General features: G+C 72.2%; 19 protein-coding genes and 10 pseudogenes. 7 read left to right on the top strand and 22 right to left on the bottom strand.

The window, feature by feature from the left end:
- Window positions 1-247: 247 nt before the first annotated feature.
- Window positions 248-526: a hypothetical protein gene (locus tag GXP74_RS40580; RefSeq protein WP_225448067.1), complete on the top strand. Its 279-nt coding sequence runs from the start codon at window positions 248-250 to the stop codon at window positions 524-526.
- Window positions 527-611: 85 nt separating this feature from the next.
- On the opposite strand, the gene GXP74_RS40575 is transcribed toward GXP74_RS40580, so the two are convergent.
- The gene (locus GXP74_RS40575; RefSeq protein ID WP_225448066.1) at window positions 612-869 is read right to left on the bottom strand and encodes a hypothetical protein; all 258 of its coding nucleotides are present in this window, start codon (window positions 867-869) and stop codon (window positions 612-614) included.
- On the opposite strand from GXP74_RS40575, the gene GXP74_RS40570 reads away from it, so the two are divergent.
- A complete protein-coding gene (locus GXP74_RS40570; RefSeq protein WP_225448065.1) occupies window positions 849-1,040 on the top strand; it encodes a hypothetical protein in 192 nt (63 codons plus the stop codon). The genes GXP74_RS40575 and GXP74_RS40570 overlap by 21 nt on opposite strands.
- Window positions 1,041-1,126: 86 nt before the next feature.
- Here GXP74_RS40570 and gap read toward each other — a convergent pair.
- Window positions 1,127-2,124, bottom strand: a pseudogene (gap, locus tag GXP74_RS20195) (type I glyceraldehyde-3-phosphate dehydrogenase).
- Window positions 2,125-2,231: 107 nt separating this feature from the next.
- A pseudogene (locus tag GXP74_RS20190) lies at window positions 2,232-3,189 on the bottom strand (GlxA family transcriptional regulator).
- A 163-nt stretch (window positions 3,190-3,352) separates the two neighbouring features.
- On the opposite strand from GXP74_RS20190, the gene GXP74_RS20185 reads away from it, so the two are divergent.
- Window positions 3,353-4,189, top strand: coding sequence for an AraC family transcriptional regulator (locus tag GXP74_RS20185; RefSeq protein ID WP_182452838.1), 837 nt, complete (start codon window positions 3,353-3,355; stop codon window positions 4,187-4,189).
- A gap of 30 nt (window positions 4,190-4,219) precedes the next feature.
- Here GXP74_RS20185 and GXP74_RS20180 read toward each other — a convergent pair.
- Window positions 4,220-4,614 (bottom strand): annotated as a pseudogene (locus GXP74_RS20180) (darcynin family protein).
- Between the two features lie 41 nt (window positions 4,615-4,655).
- On the bottom strand, window positions 4,656-5,549 hold the full coding sequence (locus GXP74_RS20175) for an NAD(P)H-binding protein (RefSeq protein WP_182452837.1): 894 nt from the start codon (window positions 5,547-5,549) through the stop codon (window positions 4,656-4,658).
- A 107-nt stretch (window positions 5,550-5,656) separates the two neighbouring features.
- Here GXP74_RS20175 and GXP74_RS20170 point away from each other — a divergent pair.
- Window positions 5,657-6,588: pseudogene (locus tag GXP74_RS20170) on the top strand (LysR family transcriptional regulator).
- A gap of 190 nt (window positions 6,589-6,778) precedes the next feature.
- Complete coding sequence (locus GXP74_RS20165; protein WP_370468559.1) at window positions 6,779-7,744, top strand: alpha/beta fold hydrolase; 966 nt, start codon at window positions 6,779-6,781, stop codon at window positions 7,742-7,744.
- 103 nt (window positions 7,745-7,847) lie between these two features.
- Here the strand turns inward: GXP74_RS20165 and GXP74_RS20160 are convergent, their stop codons facing one another.
- The 5 genes from GXP74_RS20160 to GXP74_RS20140 form a co-directional block, all read right to left on the bottom strand.
- A complete protein-coding gene (locus GXP74_RS20160) occupies window positions 7,848-8,195 on the bottom strand; it encodes a hypothetical protein (RefSeq protein WP_182452836.1) in 348 nt (115 codons plus the stop codon).
- Window positions 8,196-8,339: 144 nt separating this feature from the next.
- Window positions 8,340-8,630 (bottom strand): hypothetical protein, encoded by a 291-nt coding sequence (locus tag GXP74_RS20155; RefSeq protein WP_182452835.1) that lies wholly within the window; start codon window positions 8,628-8,630, stop codon window positions 8,340-8,342.
- A 249-nt stretch (window positions 8,631-8,879) separates the two neighbouring features.
- Window positions 8,880-9,158: a hypothetical protein gene (locus tag GXP74_RS20150; protein WP_182452834.1), complete on the bottom strand. Its 279-nt coding sequence runs from the start codon at window positions 9,156-9,158 to the stop codon at window positions 8,880-8,882.
- Window positions 9,159-9,361: 203 nt separating this feature from the next.
- Entirely contained in the window at window positions 9,362-9,646 is a 285-nt protein-coding gene (locus tag GXP74_RS20145) for a hypothetical protein (RefSeq protein WP_182452833.1), read from the bottom strand.
- A 320-nt stretch (window positions 9,647-9,966) separates the two neighbouring features.
- The gene (locus GXP74_RS20140; RefSeq protein WP_182452832.1) at window positions 9,967-10,689 is read right to left on the bottom strand and encodes a hypothetical protein; all 723 of its coding nucleotides are present in this window, start codon (window positions 10,687-10,689) and stop codon (window positions 9,967-9,969) included.
- Between the two features lie 353 nt (window positions 10,690-11,042).
- Between GXP74_RS20140 and GXP74_RS20135 the strand changes: the two genes are divergently transcribed.
- Together GXP74_RS20135 and GXP74_RS20130 are read left to right on the top strand one after the other, a co-directional pair.
- Window positions 11,043-11,564 (top strand): aminoacyl-tRNA deacylase, encoded by a 522-nt coding sequence (locus GXP74_RS20135; protein ID WP_225448064.1) that lies wholly within the window; start codon window positions 11,043-11,045, stop codon window positions 11,562-11,564.
- Between the two features lie 234 nt (window positions 11,565-11,798).
- On the top strand, window positions 11,799-13,379 hold the full coding sequence (locus GXP74_RS20130; protein ID WP_182452831.1) for a glycosyltransferase family 39 protein: 1,581 nt from the start codon (window positions 11,799-11,801) through the stop codon (window positions 13,377-13,379).
- 83 nt (window positions 13,380-13,462) lie between these two features.
- Here GXP74_RS20130 and GXP74_RS20125 read toward each other — a convergent pair whose 3' ends face one another.
- From GXP74_RS20125 to GXP74_RS20075, 12 genes and pseudogenes are all read right to left on the bottom strand, one after another.
- Window positions 13,463-15,730, bottom strand: coding sequence for a serine hydrolase (locus tag GXP74_RS20125; protein WP_225448647.1), 2,268 nt, complete (start codon window positions 15,728-15,730; stop codon window positions 13,463-13,465).
- A gap of 534 nt (window positions 15,731-16,264) precedes the next feature.
- Window positions 16,265-16,441 (bottom strand): AMP-binding protein, encoded by a 177-nt coding sequence (locus tag GXP74_RS20120; RefSeq protein ID WP_182456549.1) that lies wholly within the window; start codon window positions 16,439-16,441, stop codon window positions 16,265-16,267.
- Window positions 16,442-16,446: 5 nt separating this feature from the next.
- A pseudogene (locus tag GXP74_RS41520) lies at window positions 16,447-17,433 on the bottom strand (condensation domain-containing protein); the annotation flags it as partial.
- Window positions 17,434-17,512: 79 nt separating this feature from the next.
- Window positions 17,513-17,980, bottom strand: a pseudogene (locus tag GXP74_RS42190) (condensation domain-containing protein); the annotation flags it as partial.
- Window positions 17,981-18,467: 487 nt separating this feature from the next.
- Window positions 18,468-18,986, bottom strand: a pseudogene (locus tag GXP74_RS42185) (condensation domain-containing protein); the annotation flags it as partial.
- A complete protein-coding gene (locus tag GXP74_RS40555; protein WP_225448063.1) occupies window positions 18,983-19,192 on the bottom strand; it encodes a hypothetical protein in 210 nt (69 codons plus the stop codon). The gene GXP74_RS40555 and the pseudogene GXP74_RS42185, both read right to left, overlap by 4 nt.
- Before the next feature lie 577 nt (window positions 19,193-19,769).
- A pseudogene (locus GXP74_RS42180) lies at window positions 19,770-19,994 on the bottom strand (hypothetical protein); the annotation flags it as partial.
- A gap of 261 nt (window positions 19,995-20,255) precedes the next feature.
- Window positions 20,256-22,174: pseudogene (locus tag GXP74_RS42175) on the bottom strand (AMP-binding protein).
- 185 nt (window positions 22,175-22,359) lie between these two features.
- Window positions 22,360-22,602 (bottom strand): annotated as a pseudogene (locus GXP74_RS42170) (condensation domain-containing protein); the annotation flags it as partial.
- A complete protein-coding gene (locus GXP74_RS42165) occupies window positions 22,515-23,141 on the bottom strand; it encodes a phosphopantetheine-binding protein (protein WP_225448644.1) in 627 nt (208 codons plus the stop codon). The pseudogene GXP74_RS42170 and the gene GXP74_RS42165, both read right to left, overlap by 88 nt.
- Before the next feature lie 29 nt (window positions 23,142-23,170).
- Window positions 23,171-23,566: a hypothetical protein gene (locus GXP74_RS20080; RefSeq protein WP_182452825.1), complete on the bottom strand. Its 396-nt coding sequence runs from the start codon at window positions 23,564-23,566 to the stop codon at window positions 23,171-23,173.
- Between the two features lie 150 nt (window positions 23,567-23,716).
- Window positions 23,717-24,259, bottom strand: a complete 543-nt coding sequence (locus GXP74_RS20075; protein WP_182452824.1) for an AMP-binding protein — start codon at window positions 24,257-24,259, stop codon at window positions 23,717-23,719.
- Window positions 24,260-24,309 lie beyond the last annotated feature (50 nt).

Raw genomic sequence — 24,309 nt, 5'->3', positions numbered from 1 at the left:
TGGCGACAGCTTCATCTCCGGCGAGGCCGGGCGCTGGCAGGGCAACAGCACCACGGTGACCGGCAGCCGCAGCGGCACGGACCGCGCCTACCAGGGTGCGCCTACCTGCCCGCGCTGGTGTACGGCGAGAGCTACGCCGACCACTGCAACCGCTCCGACCCGCGGAGATCGACACCGCCCGGTTCACCGAGCCGCTGGTGGACCCGAGCGCGTCAACCTCGCCTGCTCCGGGGCCCTGGCCAACGCCGTGTACACGAAGGCGGACGGCGGGCAGCCCTTCAAGAGCGAACCCCCGCAGGCCGACCAGCTGCGCGAGGTGGCCACCGGGCACCGGGTGCGGCTGATCGCCCTGTCCGTGGGCGGCAACGACATCGGCTTCCAGGACGTCATCATCGCCTGCACCAAGGAGTTCCTGAAACCGGGCAGCGGCCACTCGTGCGCCGCCGCGCAGCAGGAGGCGGTGGAGGCCGGTTCGCCCGGATGCGCGAGGAGGTCGCCAAAGCGGTGCGCAGCATCCGCGCGGTGATGCGTGGGACGGGAGCCCAGGACGGCTCCTACCGGCTCGTCCTGCAGTCCTACCCCTCTCCCCTGCCCGATGCCGCCCGGGACCGCTACCCGGCCCGGGGGTACACCCGCTTCACCGTGGGCGGCTGCCCGTTCTCCGACACCGACCTCGACTGGGCCCACGACACCCTGGTCCCCGAGATGACCGCCGAACTCGCCCAGGTCGCCACCGAGGAGCACACCGAGTTCCTCGACCTGTCCGCGGCCTTCCAGGGCCGGGAGGTCTGCGCCACCGGCACCCAGCAGGCCACCGGCACCGCGCCGCCCGCCCCCGCCACCAGCGAGTGGGTCCGCTTCCTGGTCACCGGACTCACCAGGGCGAGCGCCAGGAGAGCCTGCACCCGGACTTCTACGGCCAGCTCGCCCTGGGCCGCTGCCTGGCCCTGGCCGCCGACCGGCCCGAGCCCGAAGGGCACTTCCGCTGCACCGACACCCCGGGCAGCGGCCCGGAGGCGATGGCCGTGGCCCTGGAGTAGCGCCGCGCCCCGAGCGGGTCCCCCCCCGGGGTCGGGCCCGGCGCCGGGGGTGCCCCGCGGGTTCCGGGCACCGCTGCGGCGTCCGGTCAGCGGGTGGCGAGGAGTTCGAGCGTGTCGATCACGCGGTTCGAGAAGCCCCACTCGTTGTCGTACCACGCGACCACCTTGACGTGGCGGCCGTCGACGCGGGTGAGGGCCGAGTCGAAGATCGACGAGGCGGGATTGCCCGTGATGTCGGACGACACGAGCGGGTCCTGCGAGTATTCGAGGATGCCGGCGAGCGGTCCCCGCGCCGCGGCGCGGTAGGCCTCCAGCACGTCGTCGCGGGTGACCTCGCGGGCGACGGTCGTGTTGAGTTCGACGATCGAGCCCACCGGCACCGGGACCCGGATCGAGTCGCCCGTCAGCTTGCCGTCGAGGTTCGGCAGCACCAGGCCGATCGCCTTGGCGGCGCCGGTCGTGGTCGGCACGATGTTGACGCCGGCGGCCCGGGCGCGACGGGGGTCGCGGTGCGGGCCGTCCTGCAGGTTCTGCTCCTGCGTGTAGGCGTGCACCGTGGTCATGAACCCGTGCTCGATACCGGCGAGTTCGTCCAGGACGGCGGCCAGGGGCGCGAGCGCGTTGGTGGTGCAGGAGGCGTTCGAGACGATCGTGTGCGCGGCCGGGTCGTAGGCGTCGGTGTTGACCCCGAACGCGAGGGTGACGTCGGCGCCGTCGGAGGGCGCGCTGACGAGTACCTTCCTGGCGCCCGCGTCGAGGTGGGCCTGGGCGGCCTTGGCCGAGGTGAAGCGGCCGGTGGCTCCAGGACGATGTCGACGCCCAGTTCGGCCCACGGCAGCTGCGCCGGTTCGCGCTCGGCCAGTACCGTGATCCGGCGGCCGTCGACGACGAGGGCGTCCCCCTCGACGGTCACCGGGCGCCCGAGCCGGCCGGCGGTGCTGTCGTAGGCGAGCAGCCGGGCGAGCGCGGCGGGCTCGGTCAGGTCGTTGACGGCGACGACCTCCAGGGTGCTGTCGCGCTCCAGCAGTGCGCGCAGCACGTTGCGTCCGATGCGGCCGAATCCGTTGATGGCGATGCGAGTCATGAGTGGTATCCCTTCCTTTCCCCACCAGCCTCGCTCGCGGCCGGCGCCGCTGACAGTGGCGGGATCGCCATGGTTTCAAAAGGATCACGCCACACCCGTGGGCGGGGTCACTCGCCCCGGGTGAAGGTGCGCCGGTACTCGCTCGGTGTGGTGCCCAGGATGCGCTGGAAGTGCAGGCGCAGGTTCGCGCCGGTGCCGAGCCCGATGTCGGCGGCGATCTGCTCGACACCGGCGCTGTGAGCGTTCGAGCAGTTCCCGGGCCAGGTCGATGCGGGCGCGCATCACCCACTGCATGGGCGTGTAGCCGGTCTCCTCGACGAAGCGCCGGGAGAACGTGCGCGGCGAGACTCCCGCCTGCCGCGCCAGGGTGTCCAGGGTCAGCGGCTCGCCGAGCCGGTGCAGCGCCCACTCGCGGGTGGCGGCGAACCGCTCGCCGAGCGGCTCGGGGACGCTGCGCGGCACGTACTGGGCCTGGCCGCCGCTGCGGTAGGGGGCGGCGACCAGGCGCCGGGCCGCGTGGTTGGACGCGGCCACGCCGAGGTCGCCGCGCAGGATGTGCAGGCACAGGTCGATGCCGGAGGCGGCGCCGGCCGAGGTGAGCATGCTGCCCTCGTCGACGAACAGCACGTTCTCGTCGACCCGGATGAGCGGGTGCCTGGCCGCCAGTGCCCGGGTGTAGTGCCAGTGCGTCGTGGCGCGCCTGCCGTCGAGCAGGCCCGTGGCGGCGAGCGCGAAGGCGCCGGTCGAGATGGCGGCGAGCCGCGCGCCGCGGTCGTGGGCGGCGATCAGGGCCTCGACGACGGCCCGCGGCGGGGCGTCGCGGTCCGGGAACCGGTAGCCGGGCACGAAGACGATGTCGGCCCACGCGAGCGCGTCCAGGCCGTGGGCGACGGAGTAGGCGAGGCCGTCGCCGCCGGCCACCAGGCCCGGTGCCGCCCCGCACACCCGCACCTCGTAGGGCATGCTCGCGCGGGTCGTGAAGACCTGCGCGGGGATTCCGACATCGAGCGGCTTCGCACCTTCGAGCACCAGGACGGCGACATGATGCGGGCGGGGTGCGGGCACAGGAAGAGGTTACGTGCGACGGCGGGGGTTCGGGCCGGTGCGCCCCGGCTCGCCCTCCGCGGACTTCAGAAGCACCGCTTCGCCGCACCGGCGACGGTGCGGCCGCCGGTCACGGGAGGAGCGCCGACGCGGCTACCCGGCCGGGGACGCGTAGCCTGGGGGCATGCGGTCGAGCGTGGATGGACGGGCGCCGGTGTGGGATGTCGTGGCCCCGGCGGGGCCCGGTCGGCTGCCGGGGGTCCGCATGGCCGGGTTCCGGGACGGCGGCGCGGCATCGGTCTGCCAGCGGGTGATCCCGCATCCGTCCCTGATGCTGGCGGTGGAGTTCGGCGCGGATTCGCCGATCGTGACCGATGCGGCCGGGCGGCGGCACCGGGGCAGTGTCGCCGCCGGGCTCGGGCTGGGCGGAGCGGTGTGGGTGCGCGGCGAGAACGTCGAGTGCCTGCAGGTTCGCCTGTCCCCGCTCATCGCGCACACGGTGCTGGGCGTGTCCCCGGCCGATCTGGACGGCTTCGTGGCCCTTGACGACCTCTGGGGCGGGGCGGCGGAACGGATCCGCGAGCGGCTGGGCGAGGCCTCGTCGTGGCAGGAGCGCTTCGCCGTGACCGAGGCGCTGCTCGAACGGGGCTTTCGGGAAAGGACGCCGGTCGATCCGGAGGTGGCGTGGACGTGGCGGCGGATCGTCGCCGGGCGGGGCCGGGTCGCCGTCGAGGCGCTGGCGGCCGAGGTGGGCTGGAGCCGCAAGCGCCTGTGGTCCCGGTTCCGTTCGCAGGTGGGGCTGCCGCCGAAGCGCGCCGCGCGGCTCGTGCGCTTCGACAGGGCGGTGCACCGCCTGGCCGCGGGCGACAGCGCGGCCCGGGTCGCGGCGGACGGCGGCTACGCGGACCAGTCCCACCTGCACCGTGACGTGGCGGCCTTCGCCGGGGTCGCTCCGTCGGCCGCGGCCCGCGAGCCGTGGCTGACGGTCGACGACGTCGCCTGGCCCGACGGCCCCCGCTGACCGGCTCGCGGACCGGTCGTGCGCGGCGGGTCAGGTGGTGACGCCGGCGACGGGTTCGAGGCCGTAGCTGCGGGCGTAGCCGTTCTCGGTGCCGACCAGCAGGTCGACGACCTCGAAGTAGTGGTCCAGAACGGGGTTTCGCGCAGTGCGTCGATCAGGAGTTGGTAGGCGTGGTGGTCCTCGGCCTCCCACACCCAGACGTCGGTGACGCGCGCGGAGTAGAACTCGGTGTCGTAGAAGCGGGACCGGACGCCGCTGGTCCGGGCTTCGATCGCGGGCAGGACCTGGGTGGTGAAGGCGGTGACGCGTTCCGGGACGGTCAGGGCGAGCCAGGCGGGTGTGGTCTTGACCAGGATGAACGCGGTGACCGGTGGTTCGGTTGTCGCGGCGGGCGTCGGCTCGGCGGGCGTCGGCTCAGCGGGCATCGGGGTGCCTCCGAAGGTGTGGGTGGTGGCGGGGTGGGCGCTCAGGGCTGGAGGGCGGGCTTGAGGGTCCGGGCGCACCACTGCGCGAAGCCGGTCGGGGAGGCGGTCTCCGGGGTGCGGGTGACGCCGGAGTCCAGGCCCTGGTCCTTGGCCCGCTTCATGTCGACGATGCCCTGGACGAAGGCCTCGTTGAGGCCGTAGCCGACGAGGGTGGTGCGCAGTTCGTCGAGCGGCTGGCGTCGGTAGCGGACTGGGCGGCCGAGCTGCTCGGTCATGATGCGGGCCAGGTCGTTGGGGGCCAGGTCCTGCGGCCCGAGGACCGGGACGCTGTCGGTTCCGCTCCAGGAGCGGTCAAGCAGCAGGCCGGCGGCGGCGGTCGCGATGTCGGCGCAGGCGACGAGGGGGGCCTTGCGGTCGGGGTCGACGGTGTCGGTGAAGACGCCGTGGTCGCGGATCGAGTCGGTCTCCTCCAGGAGGTTCTCGAAGAAGGACGGGTTGGCCAGGGCCCGGTGGGCGACGCCGGCGGCGGCGATGAGGTCGTCCATGGCCAGGGAGGCGGTGACCAGGCCGGCGCGGTCGGCGAGCGGGGTGCCGCGGCCGAGCGCGGAGACGCCGACGACGTGGCCGACGCCGTGGGTGGCGAGTGCCTTCGCGGCGGGGCCGGTGAAGCCGCTGTAGGCCTCGTGCGGGGTCAGCGAGGCGTCCGGGGGGACGAGCCAGAAGACGGCGTCCGCGCCCTGGAAGGCCCGGTCCAGGACGTCGGGGTCCGCGTGCGAGCCGGTGACCACCTCGACGTGTCCGTGGGCCGCGTCGGGGAGCCGGGCGGGGTCGCGCACGACCACGCGCAGTTCCTCGCCTGCGGCGGGGGCGGACTCCAGGAGCCGGGAGAGCAGGTGGCGGCCGATGTTCCCGGTGGGAGCGGTAATGACGATCATGTAAGCCTCGCGGGTTGTGCCGGATCGGTACGACCCCCATCCTGCGGAGGGCAGCGGGCTTGCCACAATGGGAACTTCAGCACGCAATCATTGACTGAAACGGAATAATGCTGGTGGACGAGCCGGAGCCGGTCATCGATGCCAATCTCGCCATCGCGTTGGACGCCCTGCTGGCCGAGCACAGCGTCACCCGGGCCGCGGCCCGGCTGCACACCTCGCCGGCCGCCATGAGCCGCACCCTCGCCCGTCTGCGCCGCGTCCTGCAGGACCCGCTGCTGGTCCGGGCCGGACAGGCCATGGTCCCCACCCCGCGCGCCCAGGCGCTGCGCGAGGAGGCCGCCGCGGTGGTGCGCAGCCTGGGGGCGCTGCTCAGTCCCGGCACCGGTGTCGACCCCGCCGGCCTGCGCAGCACCTTCACCCTCCAGGCCGCCGACCTGGTCGGCGCGGCGCTGGCGCCCGGGCTGGCGCGGCTGGCCCAGCAGGAGGCGCCGGGGGTCTCGTTCCGGCTCCTGGCCGAGGAGCTGGAGGCCGGAACCGCCCTGCGCGACGGCCGGGTCGACCTGGAGGTCGGCTCCATCGACCACGTGGACCCCGAGACCCGGGTCGAGGAACTGGTGAGCCTGCGCATGATGGCGGCCGTCCGGGCGGGCCATCCGCTCACCGAGAGGCCGCTGACCGCGGCCCGGCTCGCCGCCGCCCAGCACGTCGCGGTCAGCCGCCGCGGCCGGTTCACCGGTCCCCTCGACGCCGCCCTGGCCGAGCAGGACCTGCGGCGGCGGGTCGGCGTCGTGCTGCCCAGCCACCTGGCCGCCATGGCCCTGGCCGCCCGCAGCGACATCGTCTGCCTGGTACCCGCCGCGCTCCCCGGCGCCGCCCCCTCGCCCCTGACCGAGGACGCCACCGCCCTCGGACTGCGGCTCCTGGACATCCCCCTGGAGCTGCCGCCGCTGACCATCGGCATGGCCTGGCACCCCGGCACACGGCCGACGGGGCGCACCACTGGCTCCGCCGGGCCGTCCGCCGCGCCCTTGGCGGCTGAGGCGGATCGGGTCACAAGGCGACTGCGGGACAGAGCCGTTGAGTCGCTCCACGCGCCCGGGGGGCCGACACGCCCGCCATGGGTGACCTGTAGAGGGATGAGTGACGGTATGGAGGATATTGGTGTTCTGTACTTTTTCTCTCACTTCTGGGGATTCCATGCGCTCTGACGTTGGCACGGCACGCCACGCATCTCTGCCGGGACCCCCTCCCGGCCAGCGGGGGCGGACCGCGGCGCAGGCGACGACACGGGTGGAGGAGCGGACCCTGTCCTTCGAGGGCTTCGCCTACCACTGCCGTGTCGTCCACCAGGACCGGCCGCGGACCGAGCCGTTGGTGATGCTGGGGGGTCCTCTCAGAACCGCTACGCGTGGCTGCGGCACGAGAAGTGGCTGGCCGAGCACGGCACGGTGGTGACGGTGGACCTGCCCGGCTACGGGACCGCGGACTTCCTGCCGGCCGAGCACGGCATCGACTTCCTGGCCGCCAACGTCCAGCGGATGCTGGTGGAACTGGCGATGCCGCGCGTCAACCTCATCGGCAGCTGCTTCGGCGGGGCCATCGCCGTGCGCTTCGCCCAGCACTACCCCGAACACGTGGAGCGGCTGGGCCTGGTGGGCATGACCCGGACCATCCCCGACGACTACAGCGAAGCCGTACCGCGCTGGGTGCGGATGCTGGAACTCGGGGACCGCGCCCAGATCGCCACCGAGCTGGTCAAGCGGTTCATGTCGCCGCCCGACGTCGGCCCGGTCCACAAGCGCGAGGTCGTCTCCCGGCTGCTCTACGCGCAGTTCATGGCGCAGTCCGACGAGGAGATCATGATGTCGGCCGAGCACAACACCCGCCTGATGAACCACGAGTGGTACCGGGACGAGCCGCTGCCCGCGGTACCGGCCCTGGTGTGCACCGGCGAGCACGACACGCTCTGCACCCCCGCCATGGGACGCGAGGTGGCCGCGGCGCTGCCGTCCGCGGCCTTCACCACCATCAAGGAGGCGGACCACCTGGCCCCGGTGGAGCGGATGGCCGAGTTCTCCGACCTGGTCGTGAGGTTCTGCACCGACCAGCCGCTGTCGGAACTGCCCTACTGCAACCCGGTCGAGTGGCTGGGCACCGCGCGCCAGCCGGTCATCCCGGGGCCGACCCAGCTGTGACACGGCCGCGCCGCCGCGGCGGCGCGGGGACGGCCGGACCGGTGAGCAGTTCCGGTCCGGCCGTCCGCACGCCCACGCGGCGGCGCGGGCCGGTCGTGCCGGGTCAGCGGAAGCTGGGGAGCCTGAAGCCCTGGGGCGTCGGAGCGTTGTTGGAACAGTCGACGGTGGGCCCGACCTGGGTCGTTCCCTGCTGTCCGATCCCGATCTGCGGGGTGTACGCGGTCGGCTGCGTGGTCGTGGTGCAGTCCCGCGTCTGGTTGACGTGGAAGGTGCCGTCACTGGTGGTGAAGGTCTTGTCACTCTGACCCTTGTCGACGCAGACGAGGTTTCCCTGGCTGTCCTGCGTGCACGTGTGGGTCTGCCCGGCGTACGCGTCGGCGGTGCCCGTGCAGATCGTGGCGATGCCGCTCAGGGCGAACACGACGGCTGCGGTCTTCTTGCGGCTGAACATCTGGTGCGTTCCTCTGTGGTCGGCGTTGGAGCGCGCGTGCCGCGAGGGGCCCGGCGTCCGAGTGGGGCAGTTGAAGAGAACGGGCCCCGGCGCCCGGTGCAGCTCGGGATCCGGGACCCGTTCTCGGGTACTAGAAGCTGTGCGTCAGCCGCCGAAGGCGCTGTTGTTGCAGCCCAGGCTGGAGCCGAGCTTGCTGGCCTGGGCACCGGGGTTGCCCTCGCCGCCGAGCAGGTTGCCGGCCACGCCGTTGAGGACGCCGACCTCGCCCAGGACGTCCAGGTTCAGGTCGTGCGACTTGCACGAGGTGCTCTGCTGGACCTGGAACTGGTCGCCACCGAAGCCGCCGTCACCGTGGGCGAACGCCGTCCCGGCACCGGCGAAGCCGACGGAGCCGAGCAGGGCCGCGACGACGGCAATCTTCTGGAGCTTGCGCATTTTCTCTCCTCTTTGGAATCCATTGCCGCACGGACAGGGTCCCCAGGACCGTCATCCGTTCAGCTCCGGAAAGATCGAATACGAACTACCAACCGCATACATATCTCGCGGTCCACTGAAGTAAAGCAGCCGGGCGCAGTGCCACCCGTTCAGCCGACAGATAGCGCGGCCGGCGGGCCGGGCTTCACCCGGCCGGCGGCGGACCGCCCCGAAGGGGACGGCCCACCGCCGGGCGTGCGTGGCGGACCGTCAGCCGCCGAAGGCGCTGTTGTTGCAGCCCAGGTGGGAGCCCAGACCGGTCTCCTGGGCACCCGGGTTGCCCTCGCCGTTCAGCGCGTTGCCGGCCAGGCCGTTGAGGATCCCGACCTCGCCCAGGATGTCCAGGTTCAGGTCGTGCGACTTGCACGAGGTGCTCTGCTGCACGTTGTAGTGGTCCCCGCCGTCCCAGGCGGAGGCCGAGCCGGCGCCGGCGAAGCTGACCGAGCCGAGCAGGGCCGCGACGACAGCAACCTTCTGAAGCTTGCGCATGTGTCTTCTCCTACGGTTTCTCTGTTGGCGATGACGAACCCAAACCCCTGTCCGTGGGGCCTGGGAGAGAGTGGAACGACTTGCCGCAGCTGTGTGACGGCAACCTGGGGCGAAGCAGTCCGGCCGGGCGGCGGGCCGCTCCCGGGGGAACGGCCCGCAGCCGGGCGACGCCCTGCCTGCCCCAGGCGTTTACTGGGGGCTGATCAGTGCCCGAAAGCGCTGTTGCTGCAGCCCGCGGTGGAGCCGAGGGAGGTCGCCTGCCCGCCGGGGTTGCCCTCGCCGTTCAGCGCGTTGCCGGCCAGGCCGTTGAGGATCCCGACCTCGCCCAGGAGGTCCAGGTTCAGGTCGTGCGACTGGCACGAGGCGCTCTGCTGCACGCCGAAGCTCGATCCGTGCGAGCCGCCCCAGGCGGAGGCGGACCCGGCGCCGGTGAAGCCGATGGTGCCGAGCAGGGCGACGACGACAGCCGCCTTGTGGAGCTTGCGCATGTGTTTCTCCAAGTGTCGTGCGAGGACAAGGCCCGTGACGGACCTACACATTTCTGACAATTCGTAGGCTAATGGCTGAACTCAGCCAACGCCCGCAACGGCTCGCTGCAACCGGGAAGTCGAGGAAGTGCGCCTATACGACCGGCACCCGCGTGCACCGTTCCGTGTACGGCAGGCACGACAAAGGACCCGACCCAGCGAGGTCCTTTGTCGCACGTGTCGTACACGGAACGGCGAAGGCCCCCGCCGCCCGGCCGGGCCGTGCGAAACCGCCCGTTCAGCGGCACCGCGCGGGCGGGAGCGCCTTCGCTAACGCTCGCTCAGCTCCGGAAGGCGTTGTTGGTCTGGGAGCAGGTGTCACCCTGGGTGTGGGACTCCCCGCCGAGGACGGCGATCGGGAAGTCGGCCCGGACCACCGTCTGCGGGTCGCACTCCTGCTCCGGGTGGAAGACCTGCGGCACCAGCTGGTGGGCCGACGGCAGGGGCGGCGCGGTGACCGTGGGCGCGATCTGCGGAGCGACCTGCGGAGCGATCTGCGTGGCGTTCGGGGCCGCCTGCGGACCCTGCTGCTGCGGAGCCGCGTACTGCGGAGCCTGCTGGGGCGCCTGCTGCGGGGCCTGCTGCGGAGCCGCGTACTGGGGGGCCTGCTGCGGCGCCTGCTGCGGAGCGGCGTACTGCGGAGCCTGCTGCGGCGCCGCGTACTGGGGGGCCTGCTGCGGGGCCGCGTACTGCGGCGCCTGCTGCGGAGCGGCGTACTGCGGCGCCTGCTGCGGGGCCGCGTACTGGGGGGCCTGCTGCGGAGCGGCGTACTGGGGGGCCTGCTGCGGGGCCGCGTACTGCGGCGCCTGCTGGGGCGCCTGCTGCGGAGCCGCGTACTGGGGGGCCTGCTCGGGAGCGATGTACTGCGCGGTCTGCTGGGGGGCCGCGTACTGCGTGGCCAGCTGCGGGCCTCCGTACTGCGTCGCCGGGTACTGCGCGTCAGCGAAGCCAACGCCGCCGCTCACGGCGGACAGGCCACCAACCATCGCGGTGAGAAATGCCATCTGGTGAAGCTTGCGCATCTGCCTTGCCCTTCATGCACACAACTGTGATTACACAACGTGATCGCGTGAACGCTATCAGTAGTTCGAGGCACTCTTCACGCCACCGCGCAACCCGTGTCCTCCCGGTCCGTGCGACGCGACCCCGGTTTTCCGGGCGCCACAAGGTGTCCGTGGCATCCCAACGGGGCCGCCACGGTGGCGCACTGGTCAAAACCGCGCTCCCAGAACCCCACGCACGGCTGAATGTCCCGGGGGTGACGCTTTGACGCCCACGGGTCCAGGTGCGCGCGGCCGCGTCGCACGGCGCCGGCGACCGCAACTCCCTTCCGGGCAATGGCGGGGGGCCGTGACAGGTGCTCAGTTACCCTGGCTCACATGACTCCCACGTCGGCAGAGGATGCCGCCCCGAGGTCCCGCACTGCGTCTCGCCGGTCCAGGTCCTGGAGCGGACGGGGATCTCCTTCACCCTCCACGAGCACGTGCCGATCCGCACGCAGTCCGACATCGAGCGTGAACTGGGCCTTCCGGTGGAGCAGTTGCTCAAGACCATGGTCTTCCGCACCGGACAGACGTTCATCCTGGCGGCCCTGCCGATGCAGCGCCGGGTGCACTACGGGCGGCTGGCGAAGGCGGCGGGGGTCCCCCGGGCGTCGCTGCGCCAGGCCGAGCCGGAGGAGTTGCGGCAGCTGGCCATGGAGCCCGGCGGCGCCAGCCCGGTCTGCGGTCGCGACGGCGTGCTGGTGGTCTTCGACTCGGCTGTCCTCGACATGGACCGCGTCTACTGCGGCAGTGGGCGCGCCGACCAGAGCATCGAAATCGACGCCGGTGAACTGCTGCGGTTCCTGGAGCCGGTCACGGCGGCAGTGACCTCGTGAGCCGGACCGGGGCGCCCGGGTGCGGCGCCGCGGCCGGGTGAGGGCCGGGGCCGGGGCGAACTGCCAGGTCATGGGCGGCGCGGGGGTCCGGAAAACGCGTCGGGCCGTGGGCGCGGAGACACAAGATGATTCGCCGAGGTTTTCCTACAATTCAACATGGTCGCCCGCACGCGCGATGCCGGAGACAATCCGCATAGCCGAACCCGCAGACAGAAACAGAAAGGTGTGGGTAACGTGGCGACCACTACCAGAAATCCCTCGGCATCTTCCCAGGACCGTTTAACGACAGTCCCCGCGCTGTACCGATGGCCGCTGCTCAGCGTCTCCGTCGTGGTGGGTGTGCTGCTGCTGTCCCTCTCGGGGCGCTACGGTTACCACGTCGACGAGTTGTACAACCGGGTGTCCAGTCGGCACCTGGCGTGGGGGTACGTCGACCAGCCCCCGCTGGTCGCGGTGATCGCCAGAGTGGAGACCTTCCTCTTCGGCGACAACCTGATCGGACTGCGTGTCGTGCCGGCCCTGCTGGCCTGCCTGGACGTGTGGGTGTCGGGCCTGATCGCACGTGAACTCGGCGGCGCGCGCGGCGCCCAGGTCTTCGCCGCCGCCGCGACGGCCGGGTCGGTCGTCACCCTCAACGCCGGGCACATGCTCACCACCAACGGCCCCGACCTGCTCAGCTGGGTGACGTTGGGCTGGCTGTTCATCCGCCTGCTGCGCACCGCGGACAACCGGCTGTGGCTGGCCATCGGCGCGGTCACCGGCGTGGGCATGCTCGCCAAGAACCTCATCGTGCTGCTGGTCCTGGCCCTGCTGGTGGGCCTGCTGGTGCTGGGTCCGCGCACGATCCTGCGCGGTCGGCTCTTCGTGGCGGGGTGCGCGATAGCCGTGCTGATCTCGGCGCCGATGGTGGCGTGGCAGATCGCGCACGGCTGGCCCGCGATCAAGATGAGCGCCGCGTTGACGATCGCGCTGGGAGCCGACTCCCGGGTCGCCTTCGTGCCGTTCCAGATCCTGATGATCGGCCTGTTCCTCACCCCGGTGTGGATCTCCGGGCTGGTGGCGCTGTTCCGCCGCCCGCAGTGGCGGCCGTACCGGTCGGTCGCGCTGGGCTACCTGTTCATGTCGGTGCTGCTGATCATCATCGGCGGGGACCCCGAGTACACGGCCGGTCTCCAGGTGGTGCTGCTGGCGGCGGGCTCCGTGGTGGCCGTGGGGTGGGCGCAGACCGCCTTCCGCCGCTCGGTGACCGGCAGCGCGCTGGTGTTCAACGTGCTGCTGTCGGCCGTGATGATGCTGCCGGTGCTGCCGCTCGCGTGGTACGGGTCGAACCCGGTCATGAAGGAACTGGGGGTCTCCCAGCTCGACCAGGCGGGCTGGCCGCAGTTGGCGCAGGAAGTCGCCGGCGTCGACCAGTCGCTGTCCCCGCAGGACCGGGCGCACGCCGTCATCTACGCCAACCACTACGGCCTCGCGGGCGCGCTGGACAAGTACGGTCCGCAGTACGGCCTCCCGCACGTCTACAGCGCGCAGAACTCCTACGCCGACTTCGGCAGGCCCGCCGACGGCACCGACGTCGTCATCGCGGTCGGCGTGGACCGGGCGACCTTCAGTCCCCTGTTCCAGAGCTGCACGCTCAGCGGCACGTTCAAGATCAGCGTGCCGGTCGCCGACAAGGGCGCCCAGTTCCTGGTGTGCCGCGATCCCCGGGAGTCGTGGTCCCAACTGTGGAACGACCTCACCTGGATCGGCGTCGCGTGCCCGTACACCTCGACGGTGGTCACGGACAAGAGCAAGTCGGGCTGCTCGGTGACCTGACCTGAACGGGCCGCGTCCCCCCACCGGGCACCGGGGTGGGGGGACGCGGCCCGTTCAGGTCACGAGGTCGCGAGGTCGCCTGGTCACCCCGCTGTCGCCGCGGTGCGGCGCAGCAGCCGCCCGGCGAGCTGGAGCAGCTCGATCCGGCCCGTGTCCGGGTCGCGCAGGAACCGGCCGGTGCCCGGTATCCCGCTGCCGCCCTGGGTGGTGAACCGCAGGTCGGCGTGGCAGGTCAGGGTGGAGCGCGGCCCGTGTCCGACGGACAGGGTGAGTCCTTCGGGGTGTGCCTGGACCTGGCAGTCCCAGTCGCCGTTGGCGTAGTGTCCGGCGCACTCGGCCGGTGCGGCCACCGGTGCCGCGGGGGCGGACAGGGTGCGGGCGGAGTGGTTGGCCACGTGGAGGCCGGCCGCGCCGAGTTCGGCGAGGAGGTCCTCCCACAGGGCGGCGCCGGTGCCGGCGTTCGTGGTGAGCGCGACGGCCGTGCCGGTGGCGGCGTCGAAGCGCAGGTGGGACCAGGTGCCGTCGCCGCTGCCGTCGTGGCCGTGCCAGTCGCCGTGCGCGCCGTGGAACACGGCCCAGCCCAGTCCCCAGCCGTCGGCGAGGCCGAAGGGTCCCACGGCCAGGTCTGCGGTCCGGTCGTGGAGCATCGCGTCGGCGGCCGCGGGGTCGAGTACGCCGGGTGCGGTGTGGTCGTGGACGGCGGCCAGGCGCAGCAGGTCGGCCGCGGTGGCGGCCAGTGCCACGGCGGGGTCGTCCAGTGGGGAGAAGGTCTGTTCGGGTATCGGGAGCGGGCGGTCGAGGAGCAGGTGACCCTGGGCGGCGGGGCGTTGTCCCGGTTGCCCGTTGAAGGCGGCGGTGATTGCCAGGGGGCGCAGCAGCAGCGATTGCACGGCGGTTCGCCAGTCCAGGCCGGTCAGTGCTTCGACCAGGCGGCCCGCGAGTACGTAGCCGACGTCGGAGTAGGAGAACGCGGTGTCCGGCTGGTGGGTGACGGCGGTTTCGTCGCAGTGCCGTTGGACCCAGGTGCGGCGGTCGGTGCTGGGTGTCCGTTCGTCGATCGCGGCGACCAGTCCGCCGGTGTGGCTCAGGGCCTGGCGGGTGGTGATCCGGCCGACCGGGCTGGTGGCGGGGAGTTCGGGCAGGTAGGCGCCGATCGGGGCGTCGAGGTCGAGGCGTCCTTGGGTTGCCAGGAGTTGGACGAGCAGTGCGGTCACCGGCTTGGTCAGGGAGGCGATGGGGAACACGGTGTCCGTGGTGACCGGCAGGCCGGTTCCCGCTGTCCGCTCCCCCGTTTCGACGGTGATCAGCCGGCCGGCGTGGCGCAGGGCGAGTTGTGCGCCCGGTACCCGGTGGGTGCGGGCCAGTTCGGTCAGGCGGGTGGCCAGGAAGGCGGGGGTCAGGGCCGGGTGGCCTGCCGTGTCGGGGGTGGTGGCCGGTGGGGTGCCGGTCTGCTGGGGGGTGTGCGGTTGGGGTGCGGTGGGTTCGGTGGTGGGTTCGGTGGTGGGTTCGGTGGCCGGTTCCGCCGCTGTGGCCAGGCGTTGGATGGTGGGGTGCGTGAACAGGTCCTTGGGGACGAGGTGCCATCCGGCGCGTCGGGCGCGGTAGACGACCTGGACGCTCAGCACGGAGTTGCCGCCCAGGGCGAAGAAGTCGCTGGTCGCGTCGATCCGGTCGGCCGGTAGGCCGAGGACGTCCGCCCAGATCGCGGCGAGGGTGGCTTGTGCGCCTTGGCTCGGGGCGACTCGTGGCGTGTCGGTGCCGGTTGCCGCTGGGCTCGGGGCGGGCAGGGCCCGTCGGTCGACCTTGCCGCTGGGGGTCAGCGGGAAGGTGTCCGTCGCGATCAGGAACGCGGGCACCATGTAGCCCGGTAGCAGGCGTTCCAGGTGGGTCCTCAGGTCCGCGTCCGTGGGTGGTGTGTCCGTGGTCGGGACGAAGTAGGCGGCCAGTTGCTGGTTGCCGGGGTGGTCCTCGCGGGCCACCACGACGGCCGAGCCGACCTGCGGGTGGGTGGCGAGGACGGTTTCGATCTCGCCGAGTTCGATCCGGAAATCCCTGATCTTGACCTGGTCGTCGGCGCGGCCGACGAATTCCAGGTTCCCGTCGGTGCGTCGGCGGACCACGTCGCCGGTGCGGTACATGCGTTCGGCGGGGGGCCCGTAGGGGTCGGCCACGAAGCGGGTCGCGGTCAGGGCGGTGCGGTTGGTGTAGCCGCGGGCCACTCCGGCGCCGGCGATGTACAGCTCGCCGGGGACGCCGGGCGGGGTCGGGCGCAGGTCGGCGTCGAGCACGTGGACGCGGGTGTTGGCGATCGGCCTGCCGATCGGCGGGGCGCCGGTGGTGGTGGGTGTCAGGTGCGCGGCGGTCGACCAGATGGTGGGTCTCGGTCGGCCCGTACACGTTGGTCACCGACGGGGATCCGGCGGTCAGGGCGGTGGCGAGTTCCTGGGGCAGTGCCTCGCCGCCGACCAAGACCCGCAGCCGGGTGAGGATGTCGGGGGCGCCTTCCAGGACGCCGCGCCACAGCTCGGTGTCGCCTGTACCACGGTGATGTGCTGGTCGTGGGACGGTGCGGCGCAGTTGCTGGGGGTCGAGGACCAGTTCCCTTGTCGGCGAGTACCACGGTCGCGCCGCTGATCAGGGGGACGAAGAGCTCCAGGTGGGCGATGTCGAAGCCGACGGGTGGTCACGGCCAGCAGCCGGTCCTGGGGGTCATCGCGGTGCGGTCGCGCATGTCGAGGACGAAGTTGCGCAGGTTGGCCCGGGTGACCACGACGCCTTTTGGGTTGGCCGGTGGAGCCGGAGTGTAGAGCGTGTAGGCGGCGTTCTCGGGGTGTGCGGGGGTGGACGGTCGGGGCTGGTGGCCGGGTGGTGGGCCAGTGCGGCGGTCACGGCGGGTCGGTGAGGGAGAGGGTGGGGTGTGCGGTGGCAGGTCGGGGACGGTGGTTGTCGGCGGTCAGGACCAGGGCCGGGGCCGCGTCGCGCAGCATTGGGGCGAGGCGTTCGCGGGGGTGGTCCAGGTCCAGGGGCAGGTAGGCCGCGCCGGTCTTGAGGACGGCCAGCATCGCGATCAGGAGGTCGGGGGTGCGTGGGCAGGCCAGGGCGGCGATCTTCTCGGGGGCCCAGGCCCAGGGCGGTCAAGGTGGTGGGCCGAGCCCGGTTGGCGCGGGTGTCCAGTTCGGCGTAGCTGAGGGTGTCGCGGTGCACCAGTGCGGTGTTCCGGGGGTGGCCGCGGCCTGTTGTTCGAACAGTTCGATGGTGGTGGGTTGTCCCGGTGGGGCGGGTGGTGGCGTTCCACTCGTGCAGCAGGGCCTGTTCGGTGGCCGGGCAGCAGCGGGAGCGAGGCGAGTGGGGAGTGGGGGTGGTCGGCGAAGGCGTCGAGCAGGGTCGACAGGCGGCGGGTGAGCCGTTCGGCGGTGTCCCGGTCGAACAGGAGCGGGTCGTAGCCGAGGCGCAGGTGCAGTTCGTCGGTGGTGTAGGCGGTGAGCGCGAGCGCGTAGTTGGTCTCCTCCGCGCCGTTGCTCTCGCGTACCGTGAGGCCGTGCCGGGAGGCGGCGTCGCGGTCGTAGGGGAAGCTCTCGAAGATGACGATGCTGTCGAAGAGGTTCGACTCCCGGGGGGTCTCGCTCCAGCCGCGGACCTGTGCCAGTGAGACGTGTTCGAACTGGCGGGTCTCGACCTGTTCGTCCTGGATCCGGCGCAGCCAGGTCACCAGGTCGAGGTCGCGGTCCAGGGTGGTGCGTACCGGCAGGGTGTTGATGAACAGGCCGATGATCTCGTCGGCGCCCGCGAGGTTCTCGGGTCGGCCGGAGACGGTGGCGCCGAAGCACACGTCGCGTTCGCCGCTGTGGGCGGCGAGCAGCAGTGCCCATGCGCCCTGGACGACGGTGTTGACGGTCAGTCGGGCGTTCTTGGCGAACGTGTAGAGCCGGTGTGAGCGGTCGGCGGGCAGCCGCAGGTGGGTGTCGTGTGCGGAGCGGGTGGCGTGGGCGGCCTGGGGTGCCCGGTCGTAGGGCAGTGGGGTGGCGGCGGTGAAGCCGTGCATGGTGCGGCGCCAGTGGGTTCGGGCGGCGGTGTCCGTCCTGGTCGGCCAGCCACTGCACGTAGTCGCGGTAGGGGCGGCGGGGTTTGCGGGCGGGGGTCGGTGCGCCGCCCAGTGCGGCCCATTCCCCGAAGACCTGGGCCAGGACGTCGGCGAAGCTCCAGCCGTCGAGCAGCAGGTGGTGGGAGGACCAGAAGAGCTGGACGCTCGCTCCGGGCAGGCGGGCGATGGTCAGCCGCATGAGCGGGGCCTGGGTCAGGTCGAGTCGCAGGGCGGGCAGGCTCTGCCACAGGGTGCGGGAGCGGGTGTCGCGGTCCTGGGGGGTCAGTGTGCTCCAGTCCAGGTGGGTCACCGGCAGGCGCACGTCGCGGTGGACGCTCTGCAGGGGGGTGTCCGCGCCGGTTCCGACCACCGCGGTGCGCAGGATCGGGGTGCGGTCCACGACGTGTTGGAAGGCGTCGGCCAGTTGCCGCGGGTCGTCCACGCCGTCCAGGATCGCGGCGAAGTGGGTGAGGTAGACGTCGCCGTTGTCGGTGTCGGTGTCGAGGGAGTGGAACAGCATGCCGCTCTGCATCGGGGTGAGCGGGTAGAGGTCCTCGACGGATCGGCCGTCGCCGACGATCGTGTCCACGGCGGCCTGGTCCAGTGCGGCGAGCGGGAAGTCGGAGGGGGTGCAGCCGCCGGCGCCGGGCAGGGCGCAGTGTTCGATGACCTGTTCCAGGGCGGTGAGGAACGCCTCGGCCAGTTGGGCCACGGTCTCCTCGTGGTGGACGTTCCCGGAGTACTCCCAGCCGAATTCCAGTTCGCCGTCGCGGACCATGCCGGTGACCTCGATCAGGCACTGCCGGGCCTGGTCGGGGCCGCGGTCGGGGACCGGGTTCGGGCACCAGCCGCGGAAGAGTCCGCTGCCGCCGGGGTCGGTGTCCGAAGCGGCCGTGGTAGTTGAATCCGACCTGGGGTTGGCGGCCGCCGCCGAGTGTGCCCGGGGTGGTGAGGTAGCGCAGGGCGCCGTAGCCGAGGCCGCGGGAGGGGACGGCGCGCAGTTCCTCCTTGACGGCCTTCACGGTGGTGCCCCAGTCGTGGTCCTCGGGGAGTTCCAGGACGAGGGGGAAGACGGTGGTGAACCAGCCGACGGTGCGGGACAGGTCGACGTCGTCGAACAGGTCCTCGCGTCCGTGGCCCTCCAGTTCGATCGGGACGGTGCCGCCGGCCCAGTCGCGCAGGACCCGGGCGAGGGCGCTGAGCAGTACGTCGTTGGCCTGGGTCCGGTACACCTCGGGTACGTTGCGCAGCAGTGCGTCGGTGCGGTCCGCGTTCAGTCGCCGGGTCAGGGTGCGGGCGGAGCCGGCGGTGTTGTGTCCGTGGCGGTCCACCGGCAGGGCGGCGGCGTCCAGGGTGGCCTTCTCGACCCGTGTCCAGTAGTCCAGTTCGGTGTCGAAGCCGCCTTCGGCCGCCAGTGCGGTGAGGCGGTGGGCCCAGCTGCGGAACGAGGTGGACTTCGCGCCAGGTCGACCTGGCGGCCGTGCGCCGCCTGCCCGGTAGCCGGTGTCCAGGTCGGCCAGGATCACCCGCCAGGAGACCGCGGTCGGACGACGTAGTGGTGCGCGGCGAGGAACAGCCGGGGGGCGTGGGCGCCGCCTTGGGTGAGCAGCAGGCTTGGAACAGCGGGGCCGGTGCGGATGTCGAATCCGGTCTGGGCGGCGGTGATCGCGGTGCGGGCGGCCTGGTCCTGTGCGGTGTCGTCGAGGGCGGACAGGTCCAGGTGCTCGAACACGGTGGGGTGGGCCGGGTGGTCGGTGGTGGCCGGGTGGTGCTGCTGCCAGCGGCCGCGACGTGTTCGGCCCGGATCCGCAGGATGTCGTGGTGGTCGAGTACGGCGGTGACGGCGGCGCGCAGGGGCGTCGGGGTCGGTGTCGGGGTCGAGTGCGAGGTACAGGGACTGGTTGAAGTGGCCGGGGGCTTCGGGGAACTCCTCGAAGTACCAGTTGCTGGACCGGGGTCAGGGGTACCGGGGCCGGTCACCGGGCCCTGTTCGGCGCCGGTGGCGGTGAGCACGGTGACCTCGCCCGCCAGTTCGGCGATGGTCTGCCGCTGGAACATCTGCTTGGTGGTCAGCCGGAGGTTGGCGCGGCGGGCCAGGGAGACGGCCTGGAGGCTGAGGATCGAGTCGCCGCCGAGGTTGAAGAAGTTGTCCTCGACGCCGATCCGTCGGGTTCCACGCCCAGGACCTTCGCCCAGACCTCGACGAGTGCGGTTTCCACGGGGGTGCGTGGCGGGACGCGGTGGGAGGGGTCGGCGGCGGGTTCGTCCATGGCGGGCAGGGCGCGCCGGTCCAGGGTGCCGTTCGGGGTCATCGGCAGGGCGTCGAGCACCATGATCGCCGAGGGGACGGCCTGGCTGGGGAGGTGGGCGGTGAGGAAGGTCCGCAGGGCGGCGAGGTCGGGTGCCCGGGTGCCGGCGGGTACCACGTAGCCGAACAGCCGGGTGTGGCCGGAGCCGTTGCGGCGGGCGACGGCCGCCGCGGTGGCCACCTCGGGGTGGCGGGCGAGGGCGGTCTCGACTTCGCCGAGTTCCACCCGGAAGCCGCGGATCTTGACCTGGTCGTCGGCCCGGCCGAGGTACTCCAGGTTGCCGTCGCCGCGCCAGCGCACCACGTCGCCGGTGCGGTAGAAGCGGCCGGTGCCCGGTCCCAGGACGTCGTGGGGGAAGCGTTCGGCGGTCAGTTCGGGTCGCTGCAGTAGCCCTGGGCGATGCCGCGCCGCCGATGTAGAGCTCGCCGGGTACTCCGACGGGTACCGGGCGGCCGGTGTCGTCCAGGATGTGCACGCTGGTGTTGGTCATCGTGTGCCGATGGGGACGAACGCCGACGGTTCGACCGGGTCGCCGCGCAGGGCGAACACGGTGGAGTCCACGGTGGTCTCGGTCGCGCCGTAGGCGTTGACCACCAGGGTGTCGGGGCCGACGTGGTCGAGCAGGTCGGCGGCGTCGCCGGCCAGCCAGCCCTCGGCGCCCAGGGAGAGCAGCCGCAGCGAGTCCAGGGTCAGGCCGCGCCAGCCGAGTTCGGTGCTGATGGCCCGGGCCAGTGAGGGGGTGGTGGCCAGGATCTGCGGCCGGACCTCGGCGATCAGGTCGACCAGGGTGGGCGGGTCGGTCACCACGTCCGCCGGGCACACCACCATTTCGCCGCCGAACAGCGCGGAGAACAGGAAGTCGCCGAGGAACAGGTCGACGCCGAAGCTGGCCACGCACAGGGCCCGGCCGCGGATCTCGTCGAGCCGGTAGCGGGCGTTCCAGGACCGCAGGATGTGGTGGATGTTGCGGTGGTTGATCAGGACGCCCTTGGGCTTGCCGGTCGTGCCCGAGGTGTAGATCACGTAGACGAGGTCGTCCACGGTGGGCCCCGGACGGCGGGTGGGGTGCCCGGCAGGTGTCGAGGTGGGCCGGTCGCGGTCGAGGTACACCACGGTCGCCGGGTGGGCGGTGACGCGGTCGGCCAGGGCGGTCTCGGTGACCACCACGGGTGCGGCGGCGTCGTCCAGCATCATGTTCAGCCGCTGGGCGGGGTAGTCCGGGTCCAGGGGGACGAACGCGGCGCCGGACTTCATCACGCCCAGCAGGGCGACCATCGCCTCGACGCCGCGTTCACGCACACGCCGACCAGTGTTCCCGGGCCCACGCCCAGGCCGGTCAGGTGGTGTGCGAGCTGGTTGGCGCGGGTGGCCAGGGCGGCGAAGGTCAGTCGCTGGTCGGCGCAGCTGACCGCGACCGCGTCGGGGGTGCGCGCGGCCTGGTCGTCGAAGAGTTCGTGCAGGCAGCGGGAGGGCCGAAGTCGACGGTGGGGGCCGTTCCAGTCGGTGGCCAGTTGCCGTAGTTCGGGTTCGGTGAGCATGGGCAGTGCCCGCATCGGTTCGTCCGGGTGGGCGGCGATGCCGTCGAGCAGGGTCAGCAGGTGGCCGCTCATCCGCTCGATCGTGGGCGGGTCGAACAGGTCGGTGCTGTACTCGATGTGGCCGGTGAGTGCGCCGTCGTGCTCGAAGAAGTCGAAGGAGACGTCGAACTTGGCCACGTGCACGGGTGGGGGGATCTCGGTGACCCGCAGGCCCGGTAGGTGGCTGTGCGCCGGTGGCAGGTGTTGCAGGTTGACCATGACCTGGACCAGGGGCGGGCGGCTCGGGTCGCGTTCCGGGCGGATGATGTCGACCAGTCGCTGGAACGGGATCTCGTCGTTGGCGAACGCGTCCAGGACGGTGGAGCGGACGTCGGTGAGGAAGTCGGTGAAGGTCCGTTCCTCGCGTACCTGGGAGCGCAGCACGACGGTGTTGCTGAAGTAGCCGATGAGGGGTTCCAGTTCGGCGCGGCCGCGGCCCGCGGTCACCGAGCCGACGGCGATGTCCTGCTGTCCCGAGTAGCGGGCGAACAGCAGTTGGCTCGCGGCGACCAGGGTCATGAACAAGGTGGCGCCGCCGCGGGTGCCCAGGTCGGTCAGGCGCTGGGCCAGTGGTCGCGGCACGGTGATCGGGTGCAGTGCGCCGGTGGAGCCGAGGACCGGGGGGCGCGGGCGGTCGGCCGGGAGTTCCACCGGGGGCAGTGCGGCCAGTTGCCCGCGCCAGTAGTCGATCTGTCCGGCCACCTCGGGTCCGGCCAGGCGCTGCTGCTGCCAGGCGGCGAAGTCGGCGTACTGGATCGGGAGTCGCGGTAGTGCCGGGGCCTGGCCGCGGGTGTGGGCGGTGTACCTGGCGTTGAGTTCCTCGGTCAGGATGCCCGATGGACCAGCCGTCGCCGACGATGTGGTGCAGGCCCAGGACCAGGACGTGTTCGTCGGCGGCGAGCCGCAGCAGCGCCACCCGGAACAGGGGGCCGCGGCGCAGGTCGAACGGGGTGGAGCCCTCGTGTTCCAGGCGGCGGTCGAGTGCGGCGGCCGCGTTCGGGTTCCGGCAGGTCGGTCAGGTCGGTGTACTCGACCGGTACCGGGGCGGGTGGGTGCACCACCTGGACGCCGTGGCCGTCGGCCTCGCCGATGGTGGTGCGCAGTGCCTCGTGCCGGGCGACGACGTCGTCGAGCGCGGCGCGCAGGGCCCGCGGGTGCAGGTCGCCGGTCAGGCGCAGCACCTTGGGCGCGTTGTACTCGACGCTGTCGGGGTTGAGTTCGGCCAGGAACCACAGTCCCTGCTGGCCCACCGACAGCGGCAGTGCGCCGTCGCGGGGCGCCGGGGTGATCGGGCGGTCCTGGGGTGCGGGCCCGGCCGCGCCGGCGAGCTGCCGCAGGACGAGTTCGCGCACGTGGTCGGGCAGCTGCGACAGCCGGTCCTTCGCGACGGACGGCAGTTCCATGCTGTTCTCTCTCCCATGTCAGAGGGGCGGTCCGGCGCGTTCAGGACGGTGCCGGCGGCTGTCTCCAGTACCCCGGCCAGGATCCGGTCGCGGATGGTCGCGGCCAGGGCGGCGATCGTGGGTTCCTCGAAGAGGTCCCGGGGGGTGACCTCGACGCCGAAGGCGGTGCGCATCCTGGCGACGATGCGCAGGCTGTTGAGGGAGTCGCCGCCGAGGGCGAAGTAGTCGTCCGCGGTGCCGACCCGTTCGATGCCCAGGACCTGCGACCAGATCCGGGCCAGTGCCTCCTCGGTCGGGTCGCCGGGGGCGACGTACGCGGCGCCGGCGCCGTCCTGGCGGGTCGGTGCGGGCAGCGCGGACCGGTCGAGCTTGCCGTTGTGGTTGAGCGGCATCCGCTCCAGTCGGACGATCGCGGTCGGGATCATGTAGCCGGGCAGGGTGGCGCCGAGGTGGCGGCGCAGTTCGTCCGCGCTCGTGCCGGTGTCCCGGGCCGGGCCACGACGTAGGCGACGAGTCGCTTGTTGCCCTTGTCGTCCGGCCACACCGACACCGCGGTCTCGGCGACCGCGGGGTGGCGCAGCAGGACGCTCTCGATCTCGCCGGGTTCGACCCGGAAGCCGGATCTTGACCTGGTCGTCGGTGCGGCCGACGAAGTCCAGCAGGCCGTCGGGTTGCCAGCGCACCACTCGCCGGTCCGGTAGAGCCGTGAGCCGGGCGGGCCGAAGGGGTCGGCGACGAACCGTTCGGCGGTCTTGGCCCGGTTGTCGACGTAGCCGCGGGCGAGGCCGATGCCGCCGACGTACAGTTCGCCGGGCACGCCGATCGGTACCGGGACAGGTGGTCGTCGAGGACGTAGGCGCGGGTGTTGGCCAGGGCCTGCCCAGGGGCACGCTGCGGTAGCCGGCTCCCTGCTCGACCTCGAACAGGCTCACGGTCACCCCGGCCTCGGTCGGCCCGTAGTTGTTGATCACCCGGTGGTGGCGTGCCCAGGCCTCGGCACCTCGGGCACCACGATGTCGCCGCCGACCCGGATGGTGTCCATCCCGGGCAGGGAGCCGGAGTCGAGTGAGGACAGGACGGTGATCGGGATGGAGGCGGTGGTGACCTTGCCGGCGAGCAGGTGCTCGACCAGGTAGGCGCCGTTGCGGGCGACGTCGGGGGCCGGGACCACCATCGTGCCGCCGGCGGCCCAGGTGGTGAACAGGTCCTGGACGCCGGTGTCGAAGCTCATGGAGCACAGTTGGAACACCCGGCTGCCGGGGGTGAGCCCGTAGGGTCCGACGACCGCGGTCACGGTGTTGTAGAGCGAGCGGTGCTCGACCATCACGCCCTTGGGTCGGCCGGTGGAGCCCGAGGTGTAGACGACGTAGGCCAGGTCGCGGGCGCTGCCGCGCGGTCCGGGGTCGGTGTCCGGGTGGGCGGCGATGGCCGGGCGGTCCCGGTCCAGGAAGACCAGTTCGGCGTCGGTCCGCGGGAAGCGGGCGATGCCGTGCTCGTGGGCCAGCACCACCCGCGGGCGGGTCTCGGCACGGTGACGGCCAGGCGTTCGGCCGGGTAGTC

The sequence above is a fragment of the Streptacidiphilus sp. P02-A3a genome (genome assembly GCF_014084105.1).
GTDB lineage: Bacteria > Actinomycetota > Actinomycetes > Streptomycetales > Streptomycetaceae > Streptacidiphilus.
Note: the sequence above shows the minus strand (reverse complement) of the source record. Positions and strands in the feature narration are given on the sequence as shown.

Excerpts from the sequence above, each read along its gene's own strand:
- GXP74_RS20175 (WP_182452837.1), bottom strand. The coding sequence starts at position 5,549 with ATGATCGTCATTACCGCTCCCACCGGGAACATCGGCCGCCACCTGCTC.
- GXP74_RS20120 (WP_182456549.1), bottom strand. The coding sequence starts at position 16,441 with ATGCTGGCCGTCCTCAAGACCGGCGCGGCCTACCTGCCCCTGGACCTG.
- GXP74_RS20140 (WP_182452832.1), bottom strand. The coding sequence starts at position 10,689 with ATGGCATTTCTCACCGCGATGGTTGGTGGCCTGTCCGCCGTGAGCGGC.
- GXP74_RS20145 (WP_182452833.1), bottom strand. The coding sequence starts at position 9,646 with ATGCGCAAGCTCCACAAGGCGGCTGTCGTCGTCGCCCTGCTCGGCACC.
- GXP74_RS20150 (WP_182452834.1), bottom strand. The coding sequence starts at position 9,158 with ATGCGCAAGCTTCAGAAGGTTGCTGTCGTCGCGGCCCTGCTCGGCTCG.
- GXP74_RS20160 (WP_182452836.1), bottom strand. The coding sequence starts at position 8,195 with ATGTTCAGCCGCAAGAAGACCGCAGCCGTCGTGTTCGCCCTGAGCGGC.
- GXP74_RS42165 (WP_225448644.1), bottom strand. The coding sequence starts at position 23,141 with ATGCCGCTCAACCACAACGGCAAGCTCGACCGGTCCGCGCTGCCCGCA.
- GXP74_RS20155 (WP_182452835.1), bottom strand. The coding sequence starts at position 8,630 with ATGCGCAAGCTCCAGAAGATTGCCGTCGTCGCGGCCCTGCTCGGCTCC.
- GXP74_RS20185 (WP_182452838.1), top strand. The coding sequence starts at position 3,353 with ATGCGGTCGAGCGTGGATGGACGGGCGCCGGTGTGGGATGTCGTGGCC.